This window comes from Thalassospira sp. CA1 (genome assembly GCF_059052855.1).
Genome location: NZ_JBZCIA010000006.1, coordinates 135405 through 152235 on the forward strand (window position 1 = coordinate 135405; position 16831 = coordinate 152235).

At 56.0% G+C, this 16831-nt stretch carries 15 protein-coding genes; 12 read left to right on the forward strand and 3 right to left on the reverse strand.

What is annotated here, in order from left to right; genetic code table 11:
- Window positions 1-113: 113 nt before the first annotated feature.
- The 7 genes from AC5Q5A_RS12130 to AC5Q5A_RS12160 all read left to right on the forward strand — a co-directional run bounded on the left by AC5Q5A_RS12130 (window position 114) and on the right by AC5Q5A_RS12160 (window position 8309).
- Window positions 114-1730, forward strand: coding sequence for an ABC transporter ATP-binding protein (locus AC5Q5A_RS12130; RefSeq protein ID WP_493895435.1), 1617 nt, complete (start codon window positions 114-116; stop codon window positions 1728-1730).
- Window positions 1727-2797, forward strand: a complete 1071-nt coding sequence (locus tag AC5Q5A_RS12135; protein WP_493895436.1) for an ABC transporter permease — start codon at window positions 1727-1729, stop codon at window positions 2795-2797. Before AC5Q5A_RS12130 ends, AC5Q5A_RS12135 begins: the two co-directional genes overlap by 4 nt.
- Window positions 2798-2808: 11 nt before the next feature.
- The gene (locus AC5Q5A_RS12140; RefSeq protein WP_008889864.1) at window positions 2809-3750 is read left to right on the forward strand and encodes an ABC transporter permease; all 942 of its coding nucleotides are present in this window, start codon (window positions 2809-2811) and stop codon (window positions 3748-3750) included.
- Window positions 3751-3798: 48 nt separating this feature from the next.
- Window positions 3799-5088 (forward strand): amidohydrolase family protein, encoded by a 1290-nt coding sequence (locus AC5Q5A_RS12145; RefSeq protein WP_493895437.1) that lies wholly within the window; start codon window positions 3799-3801, stop codon window positions 5086-5088.
- Window positions 5089-5166: 78 nt separating this feature from the next.
- Window positions 5167-5772 (forward strand): flavin reductase family protein, encoded by a 606-nt coding sequence (locus AC5Q5A_RS12150; RefSeq protein ID WP_008889862.1) that lies wholly within the window; start codon window positions 5167-5169, stop codon window positions 5770-5772.
- 166 nt (window positions 5773-5938) lie between these two features.
- Window positions 5939-7240 carry an esterase-like activity of phytase family protein gene (locus tag AC5Q5A_RS12155; protein WP_493895438.1) on the forward strand — a complete coding sequence of 434 codons (1302 nt, stop codon included), beginning with the start codon at window positions 5939-5941 and terminating at the stop codon, window positions 7238-7240.
- Window positions 7241-7334: 94 nt separating this feature from the next.
- Window positions 7335-8309 (forward strand): SAM-dependent methyltransferase, encoded by a 975-nt coding sequence (locus AC5Q5A_RS12160; protein WP_493895439.1) that lies wholly within the window; start codon window positions 7335-7337, stop codon window positions 8307-8309.
- On the opposite strand, the gene AC5Q5A_RS12165 is transcribed toward AC5Q5A_RS12160, so the two are convergent.
- A complete protein-coding gene (locus AC5Q5A_RS12165) occupies window positions 8300-8746 on the reverse strand; it encodes a GFA family protein (RefSeq protein ID WP_493895440.1) in 447 nt (148 codons plus the stop codon). The two genes, AC5Q5A_RS12160 and AC5Q5A_RS12165, sit on opposite strands and share 10 nt — an antisense overlap.
- A gap of 237 nt (window positions 8747-8983) precedes the next feature.
- On the opposite strand from AC5Q5A_RS12165, the gene nadB reads away from it, so the two are divergent.
- Both nadB and AC5Q5A_RS12175 read left to right on the forward strand, forming a co-directional pair.
- Window positions 8984-10630 carry an L-aspartate oxidase gene (gene nadB, locus AC5Q5A_RS12170; protein WP_493895441.1) on the forward strand — a complete coding sequence of 549 codons (1647 nt, stop codon included), beginning with the start codon at window positions 8984-8986 and terminating at the stop codon, window positions 10628-10630.
- Window positions 10631-11080: an MOSC domain-containing protein gene (locus AC5Q5A_RS12175; protein WP_493895442.1), complete on the forward strand. Its 450-nt coding sequence runs from the start codon at window positions 10631-10633 to the stop codon at window positions 11078-11080.
- Here the strand turns inward: AC5Q5A_RS12175 and AC5Q5A_RS12180 are convergent.
- On the reverse strand, window positions 11077-11691 hold the full coding sequence (locus AC5Q5A_RS12180; RefSeq protein ID WP_493895443.1) for a DUF4269 domain-containing protein: 615 nt from the start codon (window positions 11689-11691) through the stop codon (window positions 11077-11079). The two genes, AC5Q5A_RS12175 and AC5Q5A_RS12180, sit on opposite strands and share 4 nt — an antisense overlap.
- An 85-nt stretch (window positions 11692-11776) precedes the next feature.
- Here AC5Q5A_RS12180 and AC5Q5A_RS12185 point away from each other — a divergent pair, with 85 nt between their 5' ends.
- Window positions 11777-12733 (forward strand): AEC family transporter, encoded by a 957-nt coding sequence (locus AC5Q5A_RS12185; protein ID WP_493895444.1) that lies wholly within the window; start codon window positions 11777-11779, stop codon window positions 12731-12733.
- 43 nt (window positions 12734-12776) lie between these two features.
- On the opposite strand, the gene AC5Q5A_RS12190 is transcribed toward AC5Q5A_RS12185, so the two are convergent.
- Window positions 12777-14651, reverse strand: coding sequence for an ABCB family ABC transporter ATP-binding protein/permease (locus AC5Q5A_RS12190; protein ID WP_493895500.1), 1875 nt, complete (start codon window positions 14649-14651; stop codon window positions 12777-12779).
- A gap of 251 nt (window positions 14652-14902) precedes the next feature.
- Here AC5Q5A_RS12190 and AC5Q5A_RS12195 point away from each other — a divergent pair, with 251 nt between their 5' ends.
- Both AC5Q5A_RS12195 and AC5Q5A_RS12200 read left to right on the forward strand, forming a co-directional pair.
- Window positions 14903-16189 (forward strand): glutamate-5-semialdehyde dehydrogenase, encoded by a 1287-nt coding sequence (locus AC5Q5A_RS12195; protein ID WP_493895445.1) that lies wholly within the window; start codon window positions 14903-14905, stop codon window positions 16187-16189.
- On the forward strand, window positions 16186-16794 hold the full coding sequence (locus AC5Q5A_RS12200; protein ID WP_040823073.1) for a nicotinate-nucleotide adenylyltransferase: 609 nt from the start codon (window positions 16186-16188) through the stop codon (window positions 16792-16794). The genes AC5Q5A_RS12195 and AC5Q5A_RS12200 overlap by 4 nt, the downstream gene beginning before the upstream one ends.
- Window positions 16795-16831: the final 37 nt, after the last annotated feature.

The following is a 16831-nucleotide window of genomic DNA, read 5'->3' on the forward strand; positions in this document are numbered from 1 at the left end:
GGGCAGTTCGGTTAAACAATCGAACTGCCCTTTGTCATTTACGACATGATACCCACCACAAAGCCGCCCACTGCCCCACAGCGTGACGCATAAAAACAAAACGGATTACCCGAATGTCATCTGCTGCGCACACACCATCCGAAACGTCGCAAGACCTGCTGCTGTCGCTGGCAGGTGTCACCAAAAGATTTGGCCCACTGGTTGCCAATGACGCCATCGACCTGACCGTGCACAAGGGGGAAATCGTTGCCCTGCTTGGTGAAAACGGTGCGGGTAAAACCACCTTGATGAATATTCTGTTCGGTCACTATGTCGCAGATGAAGGCACCGTTACGGTTGCTGGTCGCGACGGGAACCTTGAGCAGCTTGAACCGGGCGCCCCGCAGGCAGCCCTTGATGCCGGGATCGGCATGGTTCACCAGCATTTCACGTTGGCCGAGAACCTGACCGGGCTTGACAACATCGTCCTTGGGACCGAACCTATTTTCAGGCTCCGTCGTGATCGCAGCAGCGCACGCGCAAAGCTTGGTGAACTGATGGCCGGATCGGGCTTGAATGTCGATCTGGATCAGCCAGTGCACAAACTGACTGTTGGCGAAAAGCAGCGCGTTGAAATCCTCAAGGCGCTTTATCGCAATGCGCGGCTATTGGTTCTTGATGAACCCACCGCCGTTCTGACACCGCAGGAAGCCGACAGCCTGTTTGCCATCCTGCGCAAACTTGCCGCAACCGGCCTTGCGGTGATCATCATCGCCCACAAGCTGGCCGAGGTTCTTGCCGTATCGCACCGGATTGCGGTCCTGCGCGGCGGGGCCAAGGTTGGCGAAATGAAAACCAGCGACGCGAACCATAAATCCATCGCCGAATTGATGGTCGGTCGCGAAGTTCCCGCCAGCCGCCGTACACCGCGCGCGCCCGGGAAGCCCGTCATCACCCTTGCCGATGTCACCATTGATCGCGGAGATTCCCGCCGGTCCCTGCATGGGGTGAATGTCACCGCCCGTGAAGGTGAAATTCTTGGTATTGCCGGGGTATCGGGCAATGGGCAGGCGGCGCTGGCGCAACTGATCGCCGGGCTTGATAAACCCGATCGCGGCACGGTCGAAATATTTGGCAAAAAAGTTACCAAGTTTGATGCCCACACCTTCGCGCAGAACGGCATCGCACGCATCCCCGAAGACCGCCATCACGATGGCATGGTCGGATCAATGACGGTGGCCGAAAATATTGCGATTGAGGATGTCCGAAGCCCGGAATACCAAAAACTAGGCTTCCTTGATTTCGACGCCATCCGCAAACGTGCGGAACATGCGATTGCCGATTATGATGTGCGCTGCCCGGGCCCGGATGCCCCGGCGCGCCTGTTGTCCGGCGGCAATATCCAGAAACTGATCCTGGCGCGTGTTCTGGAAAAGTCGCCCAAGCTTATCCTTGCCAATCAGCCATCACGCGGCCTTGATGTCGGCGCGCAATCCGAAGTCCATCGTCGCTTGCTGGAAGCCCGTCAGGGCGGGGCCGCAGTGATCCTGATTTCAGAAGACCTTGATGAACTTCTGACCATTTCCGATCAGATCGCGGTGATCCATGCCGGGCACATAACGCCTGCCATGCCAACCGACAGCATTGATCGGTCCGAACTTGGCCTGATGATGGCCGGACAAAAAGCAGCCTCGCATGCCCCCGATGCCCCTCCTGCCAAGACGACCACCAATCCGGGAGAAACGGCATGATCCGCTTTGAACCCCGCAGCAATCCCGGCCCGCTTCTAGTTTATGGCGTGCCGGTTTTGGCCGCGACGATTGCCATACTTCTCGCCGCCATTCCACTTGCCCTTGCCGGTGCACCGATTATTGAGGCCTATGGCCTTATGATCAGCGGCGCCTTTGGCTCCGTCTTCTCGACCTCGGAAATGCTGACCCGTGCAACGCCGCTGATCCTGACCGGACTTGCGGCCGCCATCGCATTTCGAGCCAAGCTTTGGAACATTGGCGCCGAAGGCCAGCTTTACATGGGGGCCATGGCCGCCGTTGCCGTTGGTTCGGGTGTGATTGACGGACCAAGCTGGGTGATGATCCCGGTTGTGATTATTGCTGGCATGGCTGCCGGTGCGTTGATGCTGATTGGCCCGACGCTTTTGAAAACCCGCCTTGGTGTGGACGAGGTCGTAACCACCCTTCTTTTGAACTTCATCGTATTGTTGTTCGTGCAGATGATGCTGGAAGGGGCGCTGAAAGATCCGATGTCGATGGGCTGGCCACAGTCCGAACCGATCATTGATAGTGCGGCATTCCCGGCCCTTCTGGAACGCATGCGCGTTCATATCGGGCTTCTCATCGCACTGGTTTCAGCGGTCGCATTCGCAATTTTCGTCAAACGCACGGTATGGGGTTTTGAAATTCGTGCGGTTGGGGAAAATGCCGCTGCTGCCAAATTTTCCGGCATTTCGGTGACCAAAACCATGCTCCTTGTCGCCGCCCTTTCGGGTGGTTTGGCGGGGCTTGCCGGGGTGTCGGAAGTGGCCGGAACGCGTGGCTATCTCGCAACTGACCTTTCGCCAGGTTATGGCTATGCCGGAATTGTGGTCGCGATGCTTGCACGTCTGTCGCCCATCGGGGTGATTGCGTCGGCGTTGTTTGTTGCATCGGTCTTTGTCGGTGCAGATTCCATGAGTCGTGCAATTGGCGTTTCAAGCTATCTCGCCGATCTGATCGTTGCCATGGCGTTGCTGTGCGTTTTGATCGGCGGGTTCCTGACCCGGTTTAGGGTTCACTTTGATCGCAAATCGGCACAGGGCTGAGGGGAAAGACCATGGAAATCATCGATATTCTTCTCGCCGCCAGCTTCTGGGAAGCCGCCATTCGCATTGCGACCCCATTGATATTTGGCGTGTTGGGTGCCTTGATCTGCGAACGCGCCGGTGTTCTTAACCTTGGGATCGAGGGGATCTTTACCGCCGGCGCGATGGCCGGCTGGATGGCCGTGTGGCTTGGGGCCGGGCTTTGGGGTGGTGTTTTGGTTGCCGCCCTTGCCGGGGCATTCTTTGGCCTGATCCATGCGATCCTGACCGTGCCGCTGGGGCTAAGCCAGCATGTGTCGGGTATCGGGGTGACGTTGCTTGCCACCAGCCTGTCCTATTTCACATACCGCACGGCATTGCCCGATGTGTCGTCCCCGCCGCGGATTGAGCCGTTCCGTCCGCTTGATATCCCGTTCCTTTCGGACCTGCCCTTCATCGGGCAGGCGCTGTTTTCGCAAACGGCGATGACGATGCTGGCCCTTGTGCTGGTGTTTGTCACCGGCTGGGTTTTGTATCGCACCCCGCTTGGTCTTGCGATCCGGGCGGTTGGCGACAACCCGTCCTCGGTCGAGGCACAGGGACTTTCGGTTTATGGCCTTCGCATTGGTGCGGTCGTTGTCGGATCGTCGCTGATGGCGCTCGGTGGGGCGTTTCTGACGATGTCGGCCTTTGATGCGTTCTTCTTTGGCATGATCAATGGCCGTGGCTGGGTTTGTATTGCGCTCACCGTATTTGCCAGCTGGCGTCCCGGCAAGGCATTGATCGGGGCGTTGCTGTTTGGCGCGTTTGACGCGTTTCAGGTGCGTTTGCAGACCGAGGTCGGCGCGTTCCTGCCGTCGCAGGTTTTCCTGATGATGCCCTATATCCTGTCGATCATTGCGCTTATTGTTGTCGCCCGCAAAGCCGATTACCCCAAGGCACTTCTTGTGCCATGGTTCAAGGGCCAGCGCTAAGCACTGCAAACCGTTTGTGACTGCCACCACCAGACCAAGGATGACATCATGCAACCCGATCTGATCCTGAAAAACGCCAATATCGCCAATGGCCCAACCGGTGTCGATATCGCGTGTCAGAACGGCAAGATCATCGAGATTGCCGAACATATCGATGTGCCCTCGGTCGAGGTGCTTGATTGTGGTGGCATGTTGGTCAGCCCGCCCTTTGTCGACAGCCATTTCCACATGGATGCGACGCTGTCATTGGGCCTGCCACGCATGAATGAGTCGGGCACGTTGCTTGAAGGCATCGCGTTGTGGGGGGAGCTGAAACCGCTGCTAACTCCCGAAGCGGTGATTGAACGCGCGCTGAAATATTGCGATCTGGCAGTCTCCAAGGGCCTGCTTGCAATCCGCACCCATGTCGACGTTTGTGATGATCGCCTGCTGGCTGTGGATGCGTTGCTTGAAGTCAAAAAGCAGGTCGCGCCCTATATCGATCTGCAACTGGTTGCCTTCCCGCAGGATGGCTATCTGCGCAGCCCTACCGCCAAGGAAAACACCATCCGTGCCCTTGATAAGGGCGTCGATGTTGTCGGCGGCATTCCGCATTTCGAACGCACCATGGCGGATGGTGCGCAAAGCATCAAAGAGCTTTGCGAAATGGCGGCCGACCGTGGACTTCTGGTTGATATGCATTGCGATGAATCGGATGATCCGCTGTCGCGTCATATCGAAATGCTGACCTATGAAACCCAACGTCTTGGGCTTCAGGGACGAGTAGCCGGGTCACACCTGACATCGATGCATTCGATGGACAATTATTATGTCTCCAAGCTGATCGCCCTGATGGCAGAGGCAGAGGTTTCCGCCATCGCCAATCCGCTGATCAACATCACCCTGCAGGGCCGCCACGATACCTATCCCAAGCGCCGCGGCATGACCCGTGTGCCAGAATTGCGCAACGCCGGGCTCACCGTCGCGTTCGGGCATGATTGCGTGATGGACCCCTGGTATTCGATGGGATCGGGCGACATGCTTGAAGTCGCCTCCATGGGGATGCACGTGGCCCAGATGACCTCGCGCGAGGATATCCGCGCCTGCTTTGACGCCGTCACCACCCAACCGGCCAAAATCCTTGGCCTTGAAGGCTACGGGATCGAGGTCGGCAACAAGGCCGACTTCGTCATCCTGCAGGCCCGCGACACGATTGAGGCCATCCGCATGCGCGCCAACCGTCTGTTCGTTATCCGCCGGGGCCAGATCATCGCCGAAACACCGATGGCGCAGACACGACTGCATCTGGCAGACCGCCCGGATCACGTGCGTGAGCATGAGTACGCGCCGGGACAATGAAATATGACGCATGATCAAGTGATCTGATTGCTTTTTGCAGTCGGATAAAAGACACCGCCAACCAGAACGGACGTCCCGATGTTTTACGAGCCCGGAAAAACCGCCCACAATCTTCCACATGATCCGTTCAAGGCCTGTGTGGCGCCGCGTCCGATTGGCTGGGTATCGACACTCGATAAAGAAGGCCGGGCCAACCTTGCGCCTTATTCATTTTTCAATGCGGTGCATGGCAATCCGCCGATGGTGATGTTTTCATCGGGCGGGTCGGTCGACAGTTTGCGCAATGCGCGCGATACCGGCGAGTTCGTTGTCGGCGTTGCGCCGAAGGCGATGCTGAAAGAACTTAATTTTTCCTCGGCACCGCTGCCGCCGGGCGAAGATGAGTTTGAATATGCCGGGCTGGAAAAACTGCCGGCAAAATGCGTCAAACCGCATCTGATCAAGGGTGTGCCGATCCATATGGAATGCGAAGTGTTCCAGATTGTCGATCTGCCAAGCGCCAATCCCGAACGCCCATGCGCGATGGTGATTGGAACCGTTGTGGGCCTGCATATTGATGATGACATCATTCGCGATGGCATGGTTGATATCACCCTGTTTGAACCGCTTGCACGGCTTGGCTATCAGGAATATGCCAGCGTTTCGGAAACCTTCACGGTCCGGCGCGAGGATTTCTGGAAGTAGTGCCTTCCAAACTTGGCCAAGCATCTGATTTGTTTCATCAAAGCGACGCTCAAGTGCAAACAAACTGTCACACAGAACCCTTAATGTGAACAGGAACACAGTTCGCCCGTACATGACGGGCTTGAGCTTAGGTGTTTTTGTGAAATTTTTCGGGGAATTCCCAGTGATGAAACGGACGTTTGCAGCCGGTCTTTTCGGTGTTACCGCCATGCTGATGGCGGGTTCTGCCATGGCAGCCGAGGCCAAGGTTTTTGAAACCAAGAGCGCGATCAACAACCTTTCAACCGTCATGGTTGATGGCGGCAAGGCACGCGCGCTTACCGTCGGCTTTGGTTCCGGCGCATACCGCCGCCCAGGCGATCCGGCCAACATGTTCTATGCCGTTTCTGACCGTGGCCCGAACTTTGTCTGTGGCGATGTTGAAGCCGTCCTTGGTGTTTCAGCCGATCAGGTTTGCAAGGGCCAGAAAGTCCGCGTTTATCCGACCCCAGATTACTCGCCCTCGATCTACACCATCTTCCTGAATGATGATGGCAGCTTTGACGTCAAGGACGTCATTACGCTGAAAGATCAAAATGGTGTACCGTTGACCGGCCTGACCAACAAGTTGACCGTGGCGAAAACCGAAAAGCCGGTCGATGCCAATGGCAATCCGCTTGAACAGTCGGTGTCCTCAATCGATGCCGAAGGCATTATTCGTCTATCTGATGGGTCGTATTGGATTGGTGAAGAAAACGGTCCGTCGATCCTGCATGCGACAGCGGATGGCACCGTTATCGAACGTATCGTTCCGGCCGGTTCGGAAAAGGATTTCGAAGGTTCGGCTTATAAAGTCATCGGTGGCCTTCCGGCCATTCTGGTCAAACGCCAGACCAACCGCGGCATTGAATCCATGGCCGTATCGCCAGACGAAACCAAGCTGTACTTCATGGTTCAGAACCCGCTGGCCAACCCGAATGCCGATGCCTACAAGGCGGCCAAGAACACCCGCCTGTTCGTTTATGATCGCGCAGCGTCCAAGCTGAGCGGCGAATATATCTATCAGCTGGATGACCCGCAGAGCTTCCGCAATGATCCGTCCAAGAAACAGAACGCACCGCGTATTTCCGAAGTTCTCGCCCTGGGCAATGACCGTCTGCTGGTGCTTGAACGCACTGACAAGACCACCAAGCTGCATGAAGTCGAACTTAAAGGTGCGACCAACATCCTTGCCACCCGCTGGGATGACATGTCGACCAGTCCGACTTTGGAACAGCAAAACGATCTTGGCAGCATCAATCTCACCCCGGTTTCCAAGACGCTTCGTTTTGACAGCGCGGACTACCCCGAGGCACCGAACAAGCTTGAAGGCCTTGCGATCATGGGCGACGGCGCACTTGCGATGATCAACGACAATGACTTTGGCATCAAGGGCGATCCGACTAAGGTTATCCTGATCGACGGTCTGGTTCAGGCTGACAAATTCTGATCTGTCGTCTTACTTCTCGACAATCACGGGCGGGAAAGCTGTCATGCAGCTTTCCCGCTTTTTTATTGGGTCAAAACGGCGTAAAAGCAGGCCCATGATGGAAAACACACAGACATTCGATACCCCGGACGGCGTTGATGCCGTAATCGAGCCGATGGATGCCACCGGCTACCTTGCCCCTGTCGGCTTTGAAGATCAACTTGAAGCCGAACTTGGCGACGTCATTGAACGCCATGACCGGTTGATGTTTGCACCCGGTCCGGAGCGGCGTGTATTCTGGGCGCAGAATGTCTGGCGCAACCCGGTGCGCATTGCCATCCCGTCGATCAAGGGTGCGGCCAAAATCCTGAAGTTCAATCAGCGCAACTGGGCCCTGTTCAAGTTTGACCATTTTTCGCGCGCCAAATTGATCGAGGGGCATCTGCCCCATGTTTCGGCAAAACGTCAGGTATTTGGCGAACCGGCACCGACCGCACCGCTTGGGTCATGGACGCTGATTGATCCCGATACCATCATTGCATCGGCCGATTGTTCCAGCCCGTGGAAAAACGGCGAGGTCGAGTTTGAAGAAGACAAGGTCACCCCACCAAATCGCGCCTACCTTAAACTGTGGGAAGCCTTCACCCGCCTTGGCGCCTATCCGCAGGCCGGCGATCGCACCATGGATCTGGGCGGAAGCCCGGGCGGCTGGACCTGGGTTTTGCATGAATTCGGCACCGATGTCATTTCAATCGACAAGGCCCGCCTGGATACCAAGATCGCCAATCTGCCCCGCGTTGATTTCCGACAGGAAAGTGCCTTTGGCCTGAACCCGGAAGAAATCGGCTATATTGATTGGCTGTGCTCGGACGTGATTTGCTATCCGGATCGCCTGTTTACGCTGGTCAATCAGTGGATGGATGCCGGGATGGCGACCAATTTCATCTGCACCATCAAATTGCAGGGCGATACGGACTATTCCGCGATCACCCAGTTTGCCGATATCCCCGGATCAAAGGTCGTGCATCTGTATAACAACAAGCACGAACTGACCTGGATGAAGGTGCCCGGCGTTACCGATCAGGATTGATCGGCAACGGCAGCATTTTCGGCCTTGTCTGAGTGATCATGTTGGGGAATTGCCGGATCAAGCGGATAATAATCCCCTTTGTCCGCGCAATAAATCTGCCCGACTGTGGTCATACCCTTTGTATCATCAAGAGTTCCGGGCATCAGCGCCATATTGTCGTTGCGCACAGGGCGCCAGAACAGGGCGGTGCCGCATTCCTTGCAAAATCCGCGATCGGTTTTATCGGACATGCGATACCACCGCAGTCCGTCATCCTTGGCCAGTTTCAGATGATGGCGGTCAAAGCGGGCATAAGAGCTGACATGTCCGTGCAGCTTGCGACACAGTTCGCAGTGACACATCACCGCATCGTCAACCGGCCCGTGAACTTCATAACGGACATCGCCGCAATGACATCCACCGCGATAAACCGTCTCCTTGTGCGCAGAATTGCCCACAGCAAACTCCCCTGGTTGGTGTTGGGTGGTCCTTCTTAATCTGTCTGCTTGGCGGCCATTTGCAAGCAACGCGCAATAAATCTGACACAGGCGGACAGAAATCATCACACCATTTCAGACAAATATGTTTGAGATTGAAGAAAAGCAGTCCTATTCTGCGCCTCTGTTCGGAGCCCGATGTTGACGCCACCGCGCCAGTTTCCGCCATCTGGCACCGCCCGAAAGCGATGGGAAAAAATGTCCGAAAATTCTTTCCAGTATGATGTGCTTATTATCGGCAGTGGTGCTGCCGGTTTGTCCACGGCACTCAAACTTGCCCCGCATGTAAAAGTCGCCGTTCTTTCCAAGGGAAAGATCGATGATGGATCGACCAACTGGGCACAAGGCGGTATTGCCGCCGTGCTGGATGCCGCCGACAGCATTGAAAACCACGTGCATGACACGCTGGTTGCCGGTGCTGATCTTTGCAAGCGTGAAACCGTCGAATTCGTCGCCACCAATGCGCCAAAGGCAATTGCCTGGCTTGATGAACTTGGCATTCAACTGACCCGTGACCCCAATGGGGATAACAACCAGCCGTTCCACCTGACCCGCGAAGGCGGTCACAGTCATCGGCGCATTGTGCACGCGGCAGATGCCACCGGGCGTGCGGTTCAGACGACGCTTCAGGGGCAGGCGGTCAATCATCCAAACATTGATGTTTTTGAAAACTATCTGGCGATTGATCTGGTGACTGATCGCAAGTTCGGCGGCGAAGGCCGCCGTTGCATCGGGGCCTATGCGCTTGATCTTGGCACCGGAAAGGTCAAGTCATTCAATGCGCGGACCGTGATCCTTGCCACCGGCGGGGCGAGCAAGGTTTACCGGTTCACTTCCAACCCGGACGGGTCAACGGGGGATGGTATTGCCATGGCATGGCGTGCCGGTTGCCGGGTGATGAACATGGAATTCAGCCAGTTCCATCCGACGTGCCTGTATCATCCGCAAGCCAAATCCTTCCTGATTTCCGAAGCCGTACGTGGTGAAGGCGGCAAGCTTTTGCTGCCTGATGGCACACGCTTCATGGACCGGTTTGATGAACGTGGCGAACTGGCCCCGCGTGATATTGTTGCACGCGCGATTGACCATGAACTCAAACGTCTTGGCGCGGATTGTGTTTACCTTGATATCACCCACAAGGGGGCAGATTTCATCAAGGAACACTTCCCGACCATCTATGAAAATTGCCTGAGTTACGGCATCGACATGACCCAACAACCGATCCCGGTTGTTCCGGCGGCCCATTATACCTGCGGCGGGGTTCTGACCGATCTGCGCGGGCGCACCGATCTGACCGGGCTTTATGCCATCGGTGAATGCGCCGGCACCGGTTTGCACGGCGCAAACCGACTGGCATCGAACTCGCTTCTGGAATGTCTTGTGTTTGGCGAGGCCGCGGCAAAGGACATTATCGAAGCCCTGCCGGTCGAGGATCTTTTCAAACCGATCCCGGACTGGGATGAAACCGGCATCACGGACTCCGACGAGGAAGTCATTGTTGCCCATAACTGGGAACAGCTGCGCAACGTGATGTGGGACTTTGTCGGCATTGTCCGCACCACCAAGCGCATGCAACGCGCTCAGCACCGTGTTGATTTGCTGTTATCGGAAATCGATGAATATTACGGCAATTTCCGTGTCACCAATGACCTTCTCGAACTGCGTAACCTGTCTGTCGTTGCCAAGCTGATCATTCAATCTGCCCTGTGGCGGCGTGAAAGCCGGGGGCTGCATTACACCACCGATTACCCTGATCTTGATGAAAGTGGCACGCCGCGCCAGACCATTCTGGTGCCGGAAAACTTTGCAGGTCGCTGGGTGATCTCCGGTCAGTGGAAAACCTGAATGGTCGATAAAGCCGAACTTGTAGGTATCGCGCGCAAGGCACGCCCGCGCGCCGCGATGGAAAGCCTTGAAAGCGTTTCAGTCACAACTGAACGTGGCATCGACAGGGATTTTCGCGGCAAGCTGCGCCGACGTCAGGTCACCATTCTGGCAGAAGAAGACTGGCAGGCGGCATGCCATGAAATCGGTAGAGATGACATTCACTGGACCGAACGCCGTGCCAACCTTTTTGTGCGCGGGATTGCCTTGCCACGCAGCAAAGGCAGCAAACTTTCAATCGGTGACGTGGTGTTTGAAATTACCGGCGAAACAGACCCCTGCAATCGCATGGATGCGGTTGCCATGGGACTGCAAGAAGCTTTGAGACCAGACTGGCGGGGTGGTGTGACCTGTCGCGTGATCGCGGGTGGCACAATCACCATCGGTGATCCGGTGACCGAGAGCACCTAGTTTCCACCAAAATCAAGTCGTTGGCAAAGCTGTGGTGGCGAAAGGCTGACAAGCTCAGCCAGTTCGATATAGGGATCTCCAGACAATCCCAGAAGCTTGGCAAAGGCTGGTTCTGTCTTGGTCCCGTCTTGCTTCAGCGCCCTCACCTGACTGGCAAATTCATCGCCCATCACAAATAGTATCCTCGCCTCAACCAGCATATGGACAAAACCGTATTGCGACCGTGTCGGACAATCGGTGGCAAAGATTTCGACAGGCAACCCGTCACACTCAAATCGCACAACCAATGCTGCCGCGACATGGCTGGTTGCAGGACGCTTGTGAAGACGATAGCCGTCAAAATGCCCCAAAACCTGATCTGAAAGTTCAGAAAACGCTGTCAAATCAGGGACGTTGCACAGGATATCAATGTCAGAATCCGGGGTATCAATCGCAAGCGGCAAGGTCCCGACAACCTCGGGCTGATACGCCGCCAAACAATCAAGTAGCCGGTGACGGCCAAGAATTTCGGCGGCCCGTGCCCCACGTGGAGACACATTCGCAAGCCGGGCCACCCCGGAAAAGCTATTGCCATCCAGTCCTTCTGGCCAATCCATTACCGTTTGGTTCATGTTTGAAATCATTCTGTTTCTTGACCTTGGGTCAATAGAAGGCTAGCTGATGAAGGCCTTACCACAATGAAAGCCTCTGGCCCAGATGCTTGATATCCTTGCCGTTACATCGCCGATATTCCTGATCATCGCCATTGGCTATATCGCTGTCTATCGCAATATCGTGCCGCAAACGGTCGCGCGTGGCATGGGGGCATTTGTCATTAACTTTGCCTTGCCTTGCCTTTTGCTCCGCACCGTAATCGCCCATGATATCAATAAAGTGTTCAACACCAACTATCTCGTGGCGTATGGCAGCGGGTCCTTGATCGTGTTTGCGCTGGGCTATTTCTTTGCCCGATTGATCGCCAAGAAAAGCCAACAGAATGCCGCCCTGCAAGGCATGGGGATGTCGGTGTCCAACAGTGGTTTTATCGGCTATCCGATTGTCCTGCAGTTGCTTGGTCCGACGGCTGGCATTGCGCTGGCGTTGTGCTTCATCATCGAAAATCTGGTCATCACGCCACTTGCTCTGATCCTGGGTGACAGCGCTCAGGCAGAGGGGGCGAACCGCTGGCAAATTCTGCGCAAGACCCTTGCCCGGCTTGCACGTAATCCGATCATTGTCGCCATCGTGATCGGAATGAGCATTTCGATTTCCGGGATCACATTGCCCGGTCCGATCTTTTCGGTGATTGATATGCTGGCCTCGGCGTCGGGCCCGGTGGCGCTGTTTGTCATCGGTGGCGGACTTGTCGGGCTCAAACTGCGCGGTTTGCGTTTCGACATGGCGCGCATCGTGTTTGGCAAACTTGTGCTGCACCCGTTGATCATTTTCCTTTTGCTGGGACTTGTCCCCGATCTTGATCCGGTGATGAAGATCGCTGCCGTCGGTTATGCTTGTGCTCCGATGTTTAGCGTCTACCCGATCTATTGTCAGCGCTATGGGCACGAAGCAATGGGCGCGGCATCCCTGATGGCAGCCACATCGCTGTCCTTTATCACCATCAGCGCTGCACTTTGGTTGCTTGATAGCACCGCGGTATTCGGGCCATTGCCTTAGGCAACCGCCCGAAACCACAGTTTCAAATCTGCCCGCAGAGAAATCAGCCCGGAATTTCTCCCGCGTGGGCAAGGATTTCCTCGGCCTGGCGGATTTCCTGTTGCTGGGCCCACATCTCGGCATAAAGGCCATCACGATCCAGCAATTCCTGATGGCGACCACGTTCGGCCACCTGCCCATCGCGCAGCACGATGATTTCATCGGCATCAATCACAGTGGACAATCGGTGGGCAATAATCAGGGTCGTATGCCCGCGCGACACTTCACGAAGCGCCTGCTGGATATCCTTTTCGGTGCGGGTATCAAGGGCGGACGTGGCTTCGTCAAAGATCATGATTTTCGGACGCTTAAGCAACATGCGCGCAATCGACACGCGTTGCTTTTCACCGCCCGAAAGTTTCAGGCCACGTTCGCCAACCATGGTTTTGAAGCCTTCGGGAAGGCCTGCGATAAATCCGTCGATGCTGGCAAGCTTGGCAACATTTTCGATCTCGCCCTGTTCCGAACCTGGCCGGCCATAGGAAATGTTATAGGCAATGGTATCGTTAAACAGGACGGTATCCTGCGGCACGATGCCAATTTCGCGACGAAGCGAGTTTTGCGTCACATCGCGGATATCCTGACCATCAATCGTGATCTTGCCACCCGACACATCATAAAACCGGAACATCAACCGCGTCAGGGTCGATTTTCCCGCCCCGCTTGGGCCAACCACGGCAACGGTTTTGCCCGCCGGCACTTCAAAGCTGACCCCCTTAAGGATCTTGCGATCCGGATTATAGGAGAAATGCACATCTTCAAACCGGACGGTTGCCGCATCACAGGCAAGGCTTTTGGCACCCGCCTTGTCTTCAACTTCCTTTTCGACATCGAGGAGCGAGAACATGCGTTCCATATCGGTCAGCGACTGCTTGATCTGACGATAGACAAAGCCAAGGAAGTTGAGCGGCATGTAAAGCTGCAGCAAATAGGTGTTCACCAGAACGAAGTCACCCACCGTCATGGTGCCGTCCTTAACCCCTTGCGCGGCCAGCAGCATGTTCAGAACAAGGCCGACGGCAATGATCGCACCCTGCCCGACATTGAGCTTGGAAAGCGAGACTTGCGACTGCACAGCGGCAACTTCATAGCCCTTCAGCGCCTTGTCGTATCGGGTCGATTCATGGGCTTCGTTGTTGAAATATTTGACGGTTTCGTAGTTGATCAGACTGTCGATGGCCTTGGTGTTGGCCTCGTCATCGCGCTTGTTCATTTCACGACGGAACTTCATACGCCATTCGGTCACCACCAGCGTAAAGACGATATAGATCACGATGGTGGTAAAGGTGATCAGCGCAAACCAGACATCATAAAGCGCCCACAGGATGATCGAGACCATGAAGATCTCAAGCAAGGTCGGCAGGATGTTGAACAGCATGAAGGACAGAAGAAATTCAATGCCCTTCACCCCGCGTTCAATCGCACGCGAAAGCCCGCCCATCTGACGATCCAGATGGAACCGCAGCGACAAACCATGCAGGTGCTCAAAAACGCTTAAGGCGGATCTGCGAATGGCCCGCTGGGCCACCTTGGCAAAGACCGCATCGCGCATCTCGCCAAAGGCCGAAACCAGAATCCGCACAAGCCCATAGCCGACAATCAGCGCCACCGGCACGACAATCAGGGCGGTGGTATCTGTTGATCCCGACTGGGCGGCGTTTGCCGCCACATCACCAGCCTTGTCACCACCGCCAAGCGCATCGACCGCGTATTTGTACAGCACCGGGATATAAACGTTTGCCACCTTGGCGCCGACCAGAAACAGCAGAGCCAGAACAACACGTACCTTCAGCTCAAACTCGCCGCGCGGCCACAAATAGGGCAGGAACGTCTTCACGACGCCGAACTCTGCACGCGCAGTCGGTTGATCGGAACCCATATTTTTCAAAACCTTATCCCCAATCAGCAACCGGGCAGCATTGCGGTATGTGCACGGCATGTCATCTCTTTGTGTCATCAACAGATGGACCGCTACGCACTATTTGGCAAGCATTCAGCGCGCTTTGTCCACTCAAGGACATTGCAGATAGCCGGTTTGATGTCTATTTTGCCAATTTGTTGATAAAATCTCAGAACAATTGGCCAAGTGCGTTTTGCACTGGCCAGAATGACAGGAACGGAACTAGGACCATGACGGCGCTTGCCAGTATCGAAAGCCAGGATATCGAAGCACTGATGCGCGATATGGGAATCAAGGCCCACAAGGCGGCACTCGAACTCGCACAGGTCCCGGCCGAGCCAAAGGAAGCCGCGCTTAAGGCCGCAGCCGCCAAACTGCGCGAAAACGCAGATACCATCCTTGCCGCCAACGCAAAGGACATGGAAGCCGGTCGCGCCAAGGGCCTGACGGCGGCCTTGCTGGACCGTCTGGCGCTGGATTCTGATCGCATCGAAGGCATTGCCAAGGGTATTGAGGCCGTTGCCGAGCTGCCCGATCCCGTCGGTCGTGAGCTGGCGCGCTGGAGCCCGGAACATAACGGCCTTGATATCGCGCGCGTATCTGTCCCGCTTGGCGTGATTGGCATCATTTATGAAAGCCGCCCGAACGTGACGGCCGATGCCGGTGCGATGTGCATCAAGTCGGGAAATGCCGCCATCCTGCGCGGTGGGTCTGAAAGCTTCCACTCATCGCGTGCGATCTTTGACTGCATGGTGGCTGGCATCCGTGAAGCGGGCCTTCCCGAGGATGCCCTTCAGATGATCCCGGTGACGGATCGTGCCGCGGTTGGCGAGATGCTGAAACTGTCGGATTACATTGATGTCATCGTCCCGCGCGGCGGCAAGTCGCTGATTTCGCGCATCACGGATGAAAGCCGCATTCCGCTGTTCAAGCATCTGGAAGGGCTTTGCCACACCTATGTCCATGCCAGTGCCGATCCGCAAAAGGCGGTCGACATTGTCGTCAATGCAAAGATGCGCCGCGTCGGGATTTGTGGCGCGACGGAAACCATCCTGATCGATAGTTCAGTTGCAGGCCGTCTGTTGCCCCGCATTTCCGAGGCACTGGTTGCCAAGGGCTGCGAACTTCGCGGTGATGAAACCGCACAGGCGATTGATGGTCGCATCAAACCGGCCACGGCCAACGATTGGGTCACCGAATATCTTGATGCGATTGTGTCGATCAAGGTTGTGTCGGGCGTGCAAGAGGCGGTTGATCACATCAACACGTTCGGATCGCACCATACCGATGCCATCGTTGCCGAAAACGCCACCGCAACGGCCACCTTCCTCAACGGGGTGGATTCCGGGATCGTCATCGTTAACGCATCGACCCAGTTTGCCGATGGCGGCGAATTTGGCATGGGGGCCGAGATCGGCATTTCGACCGGCAAGCTGCATGCACGTGGTCCGGTCGGAGTCGAACAGCTGACCAGCTATAAATACATTGTTCGTGGTAACGGTCAGACCCGTCCATGACGTCATCTGCCCCCAGATCACATGCGGCCCCACCACGGGTCGGCCTGTTGGGCGGGTCGTTCAATCCCGCCCATGAAGGTCACCTTCATATATCGCTCGAAGCGTTGAAACGCCTGCAGCTTGATGCGGTCTGGTGGCTGGTGTCGCCGCAAAACCCGCTTAAGTCATCGACCGGCATGGCCGACCTTGCCGACCGCTTTGATTCGGCACTGATGATGGCAAAGCATCCCCGCATTGTTGTTTCTGCAATTGAAACCGAGCTTGGAACCCGCTATACGGCCGACACTCTTGCAGCCTTGCAGCGCCGTTTTACCCGAACAAAGTTCGTTTGGCTGATGGGAGCAGACAACCTGGCCCAGTTCCATAAATGGAAATGGTGGGAAAGGTTGATTTTACGTGCTCCCATTGCGGTTCTCGACCGTGAAGGGTATTCTAACAAGGCATTGTCCGGAACCGCCGCGCGCCGTATGGAACGCTGGCGCATTCCCATGGACAGGGCGGGTTTGCTGGCCGATCTGGATGTTCCGGCCTGGGTATACCTGCCAATCAAGCGCCATCCGGCCTCTTCGACCGCAATTCGCGCCGAAGGCAGATGGCAGGTGTAAGCATCGCAGCGATGTATTTGGCCGGTGAAGTCCGGCC

Coding starts and splice junctions, on each gene's coding strand:
- AC5Q5A_RS12145 (WP_493895437.1), top strand. CDS start 3,799: ATGCAACCCGATCTGATCCTGAAAAACGCCAATATCGCCAATGGCCCA.
- AC5Q5A_RS12160 (WP_493895439.1), top strand. CDS start 7,335: ATGATGGAAAACACACAGACATTCGATACCCCGGACGGCGTTGATGCC.
- AC5Q5A_RS12175 (WP_493895442.1), top strand. CDS start 10,631: ATGGTCGATAAAGCCGAACTTGTAGGTATCGCGCGCAAGGCACGCCCG.
- AC5Q5A_RS12200 (WP_040823073.1), top strand. CDS start 16,186: ATGACGTCATCTGCCCCCAGATCACATGCGGCCCCACCACGGGTCGGC.
- AC5Q5A_RS12180 (WP_493895443.1), bottom strand. CDS start 11,691: ATGAACCAAACGGTAATGGATTGGCCAGAAGGACTGGATGGCAATAGC.
- AC5Q5A_RS12135 (WP_493895436.1), top strand. CDS start 1,727: ATGATCCGCTTTGAACCCCGCAGCAATCCCGGCCCGCTTCTAGTTTAT.
- AC5Q5A_RS12190 (WP_493895500.1), bottom strand. CDS start 14,651: ATGGGTTCCGATCAACCGACTGCGCGTGCAGAGTTCGGCGTCGTGAAG.
- AC5Q5A_RS12150 (WP_008889862.1), top strand. CDS start 5,167: ATGTTTTACGAGCCCGGAAAAACCGCCCACAATCTTCCACATGATCCG.
- AC5Q5A_RS12185 (WP_493895444.1), top strand. CDS start 11,777: ATGCTTGATATCCTTGCCGTTACATCGCCGATATTCCTGATCATCGCC.
- AC5Q5A_RS12140 (WP_008889864.1), top strand. CDS start 2,809: ATGGAAATCATCGATATTCTTCTCGCCGCCAGCTTCTGGGAAGCCGCC.
- AC5Q5A_RS12155 (WP_493895438.1), top strand. CDS start 5,939: ATGAAACGGACGTTTGCAGCCGGTCTTTTCGGTGTTACCGCCATGCTG.
- AC5Q5A_RS12130 (WP_493895435.1), top strand. CDS start 114: ATGTCATCTGCTGCGCACACACCATCCGAAACGTCGCAAGACCTGCTG.
- AC5Q5A_RS12195 (WP_493895445.1), top strand. CDS start 14,903: ATGACGGCGCTTGCCAGTATCGAAAGCCAGGATATCGAAGCACTGATG.
- nadB (WP_493895441.1), top strand. CDS start 8,984: ATGTCCGAAAATTCTTTCCAGTATGATGTGCTTATTATCGGCAGTGGT.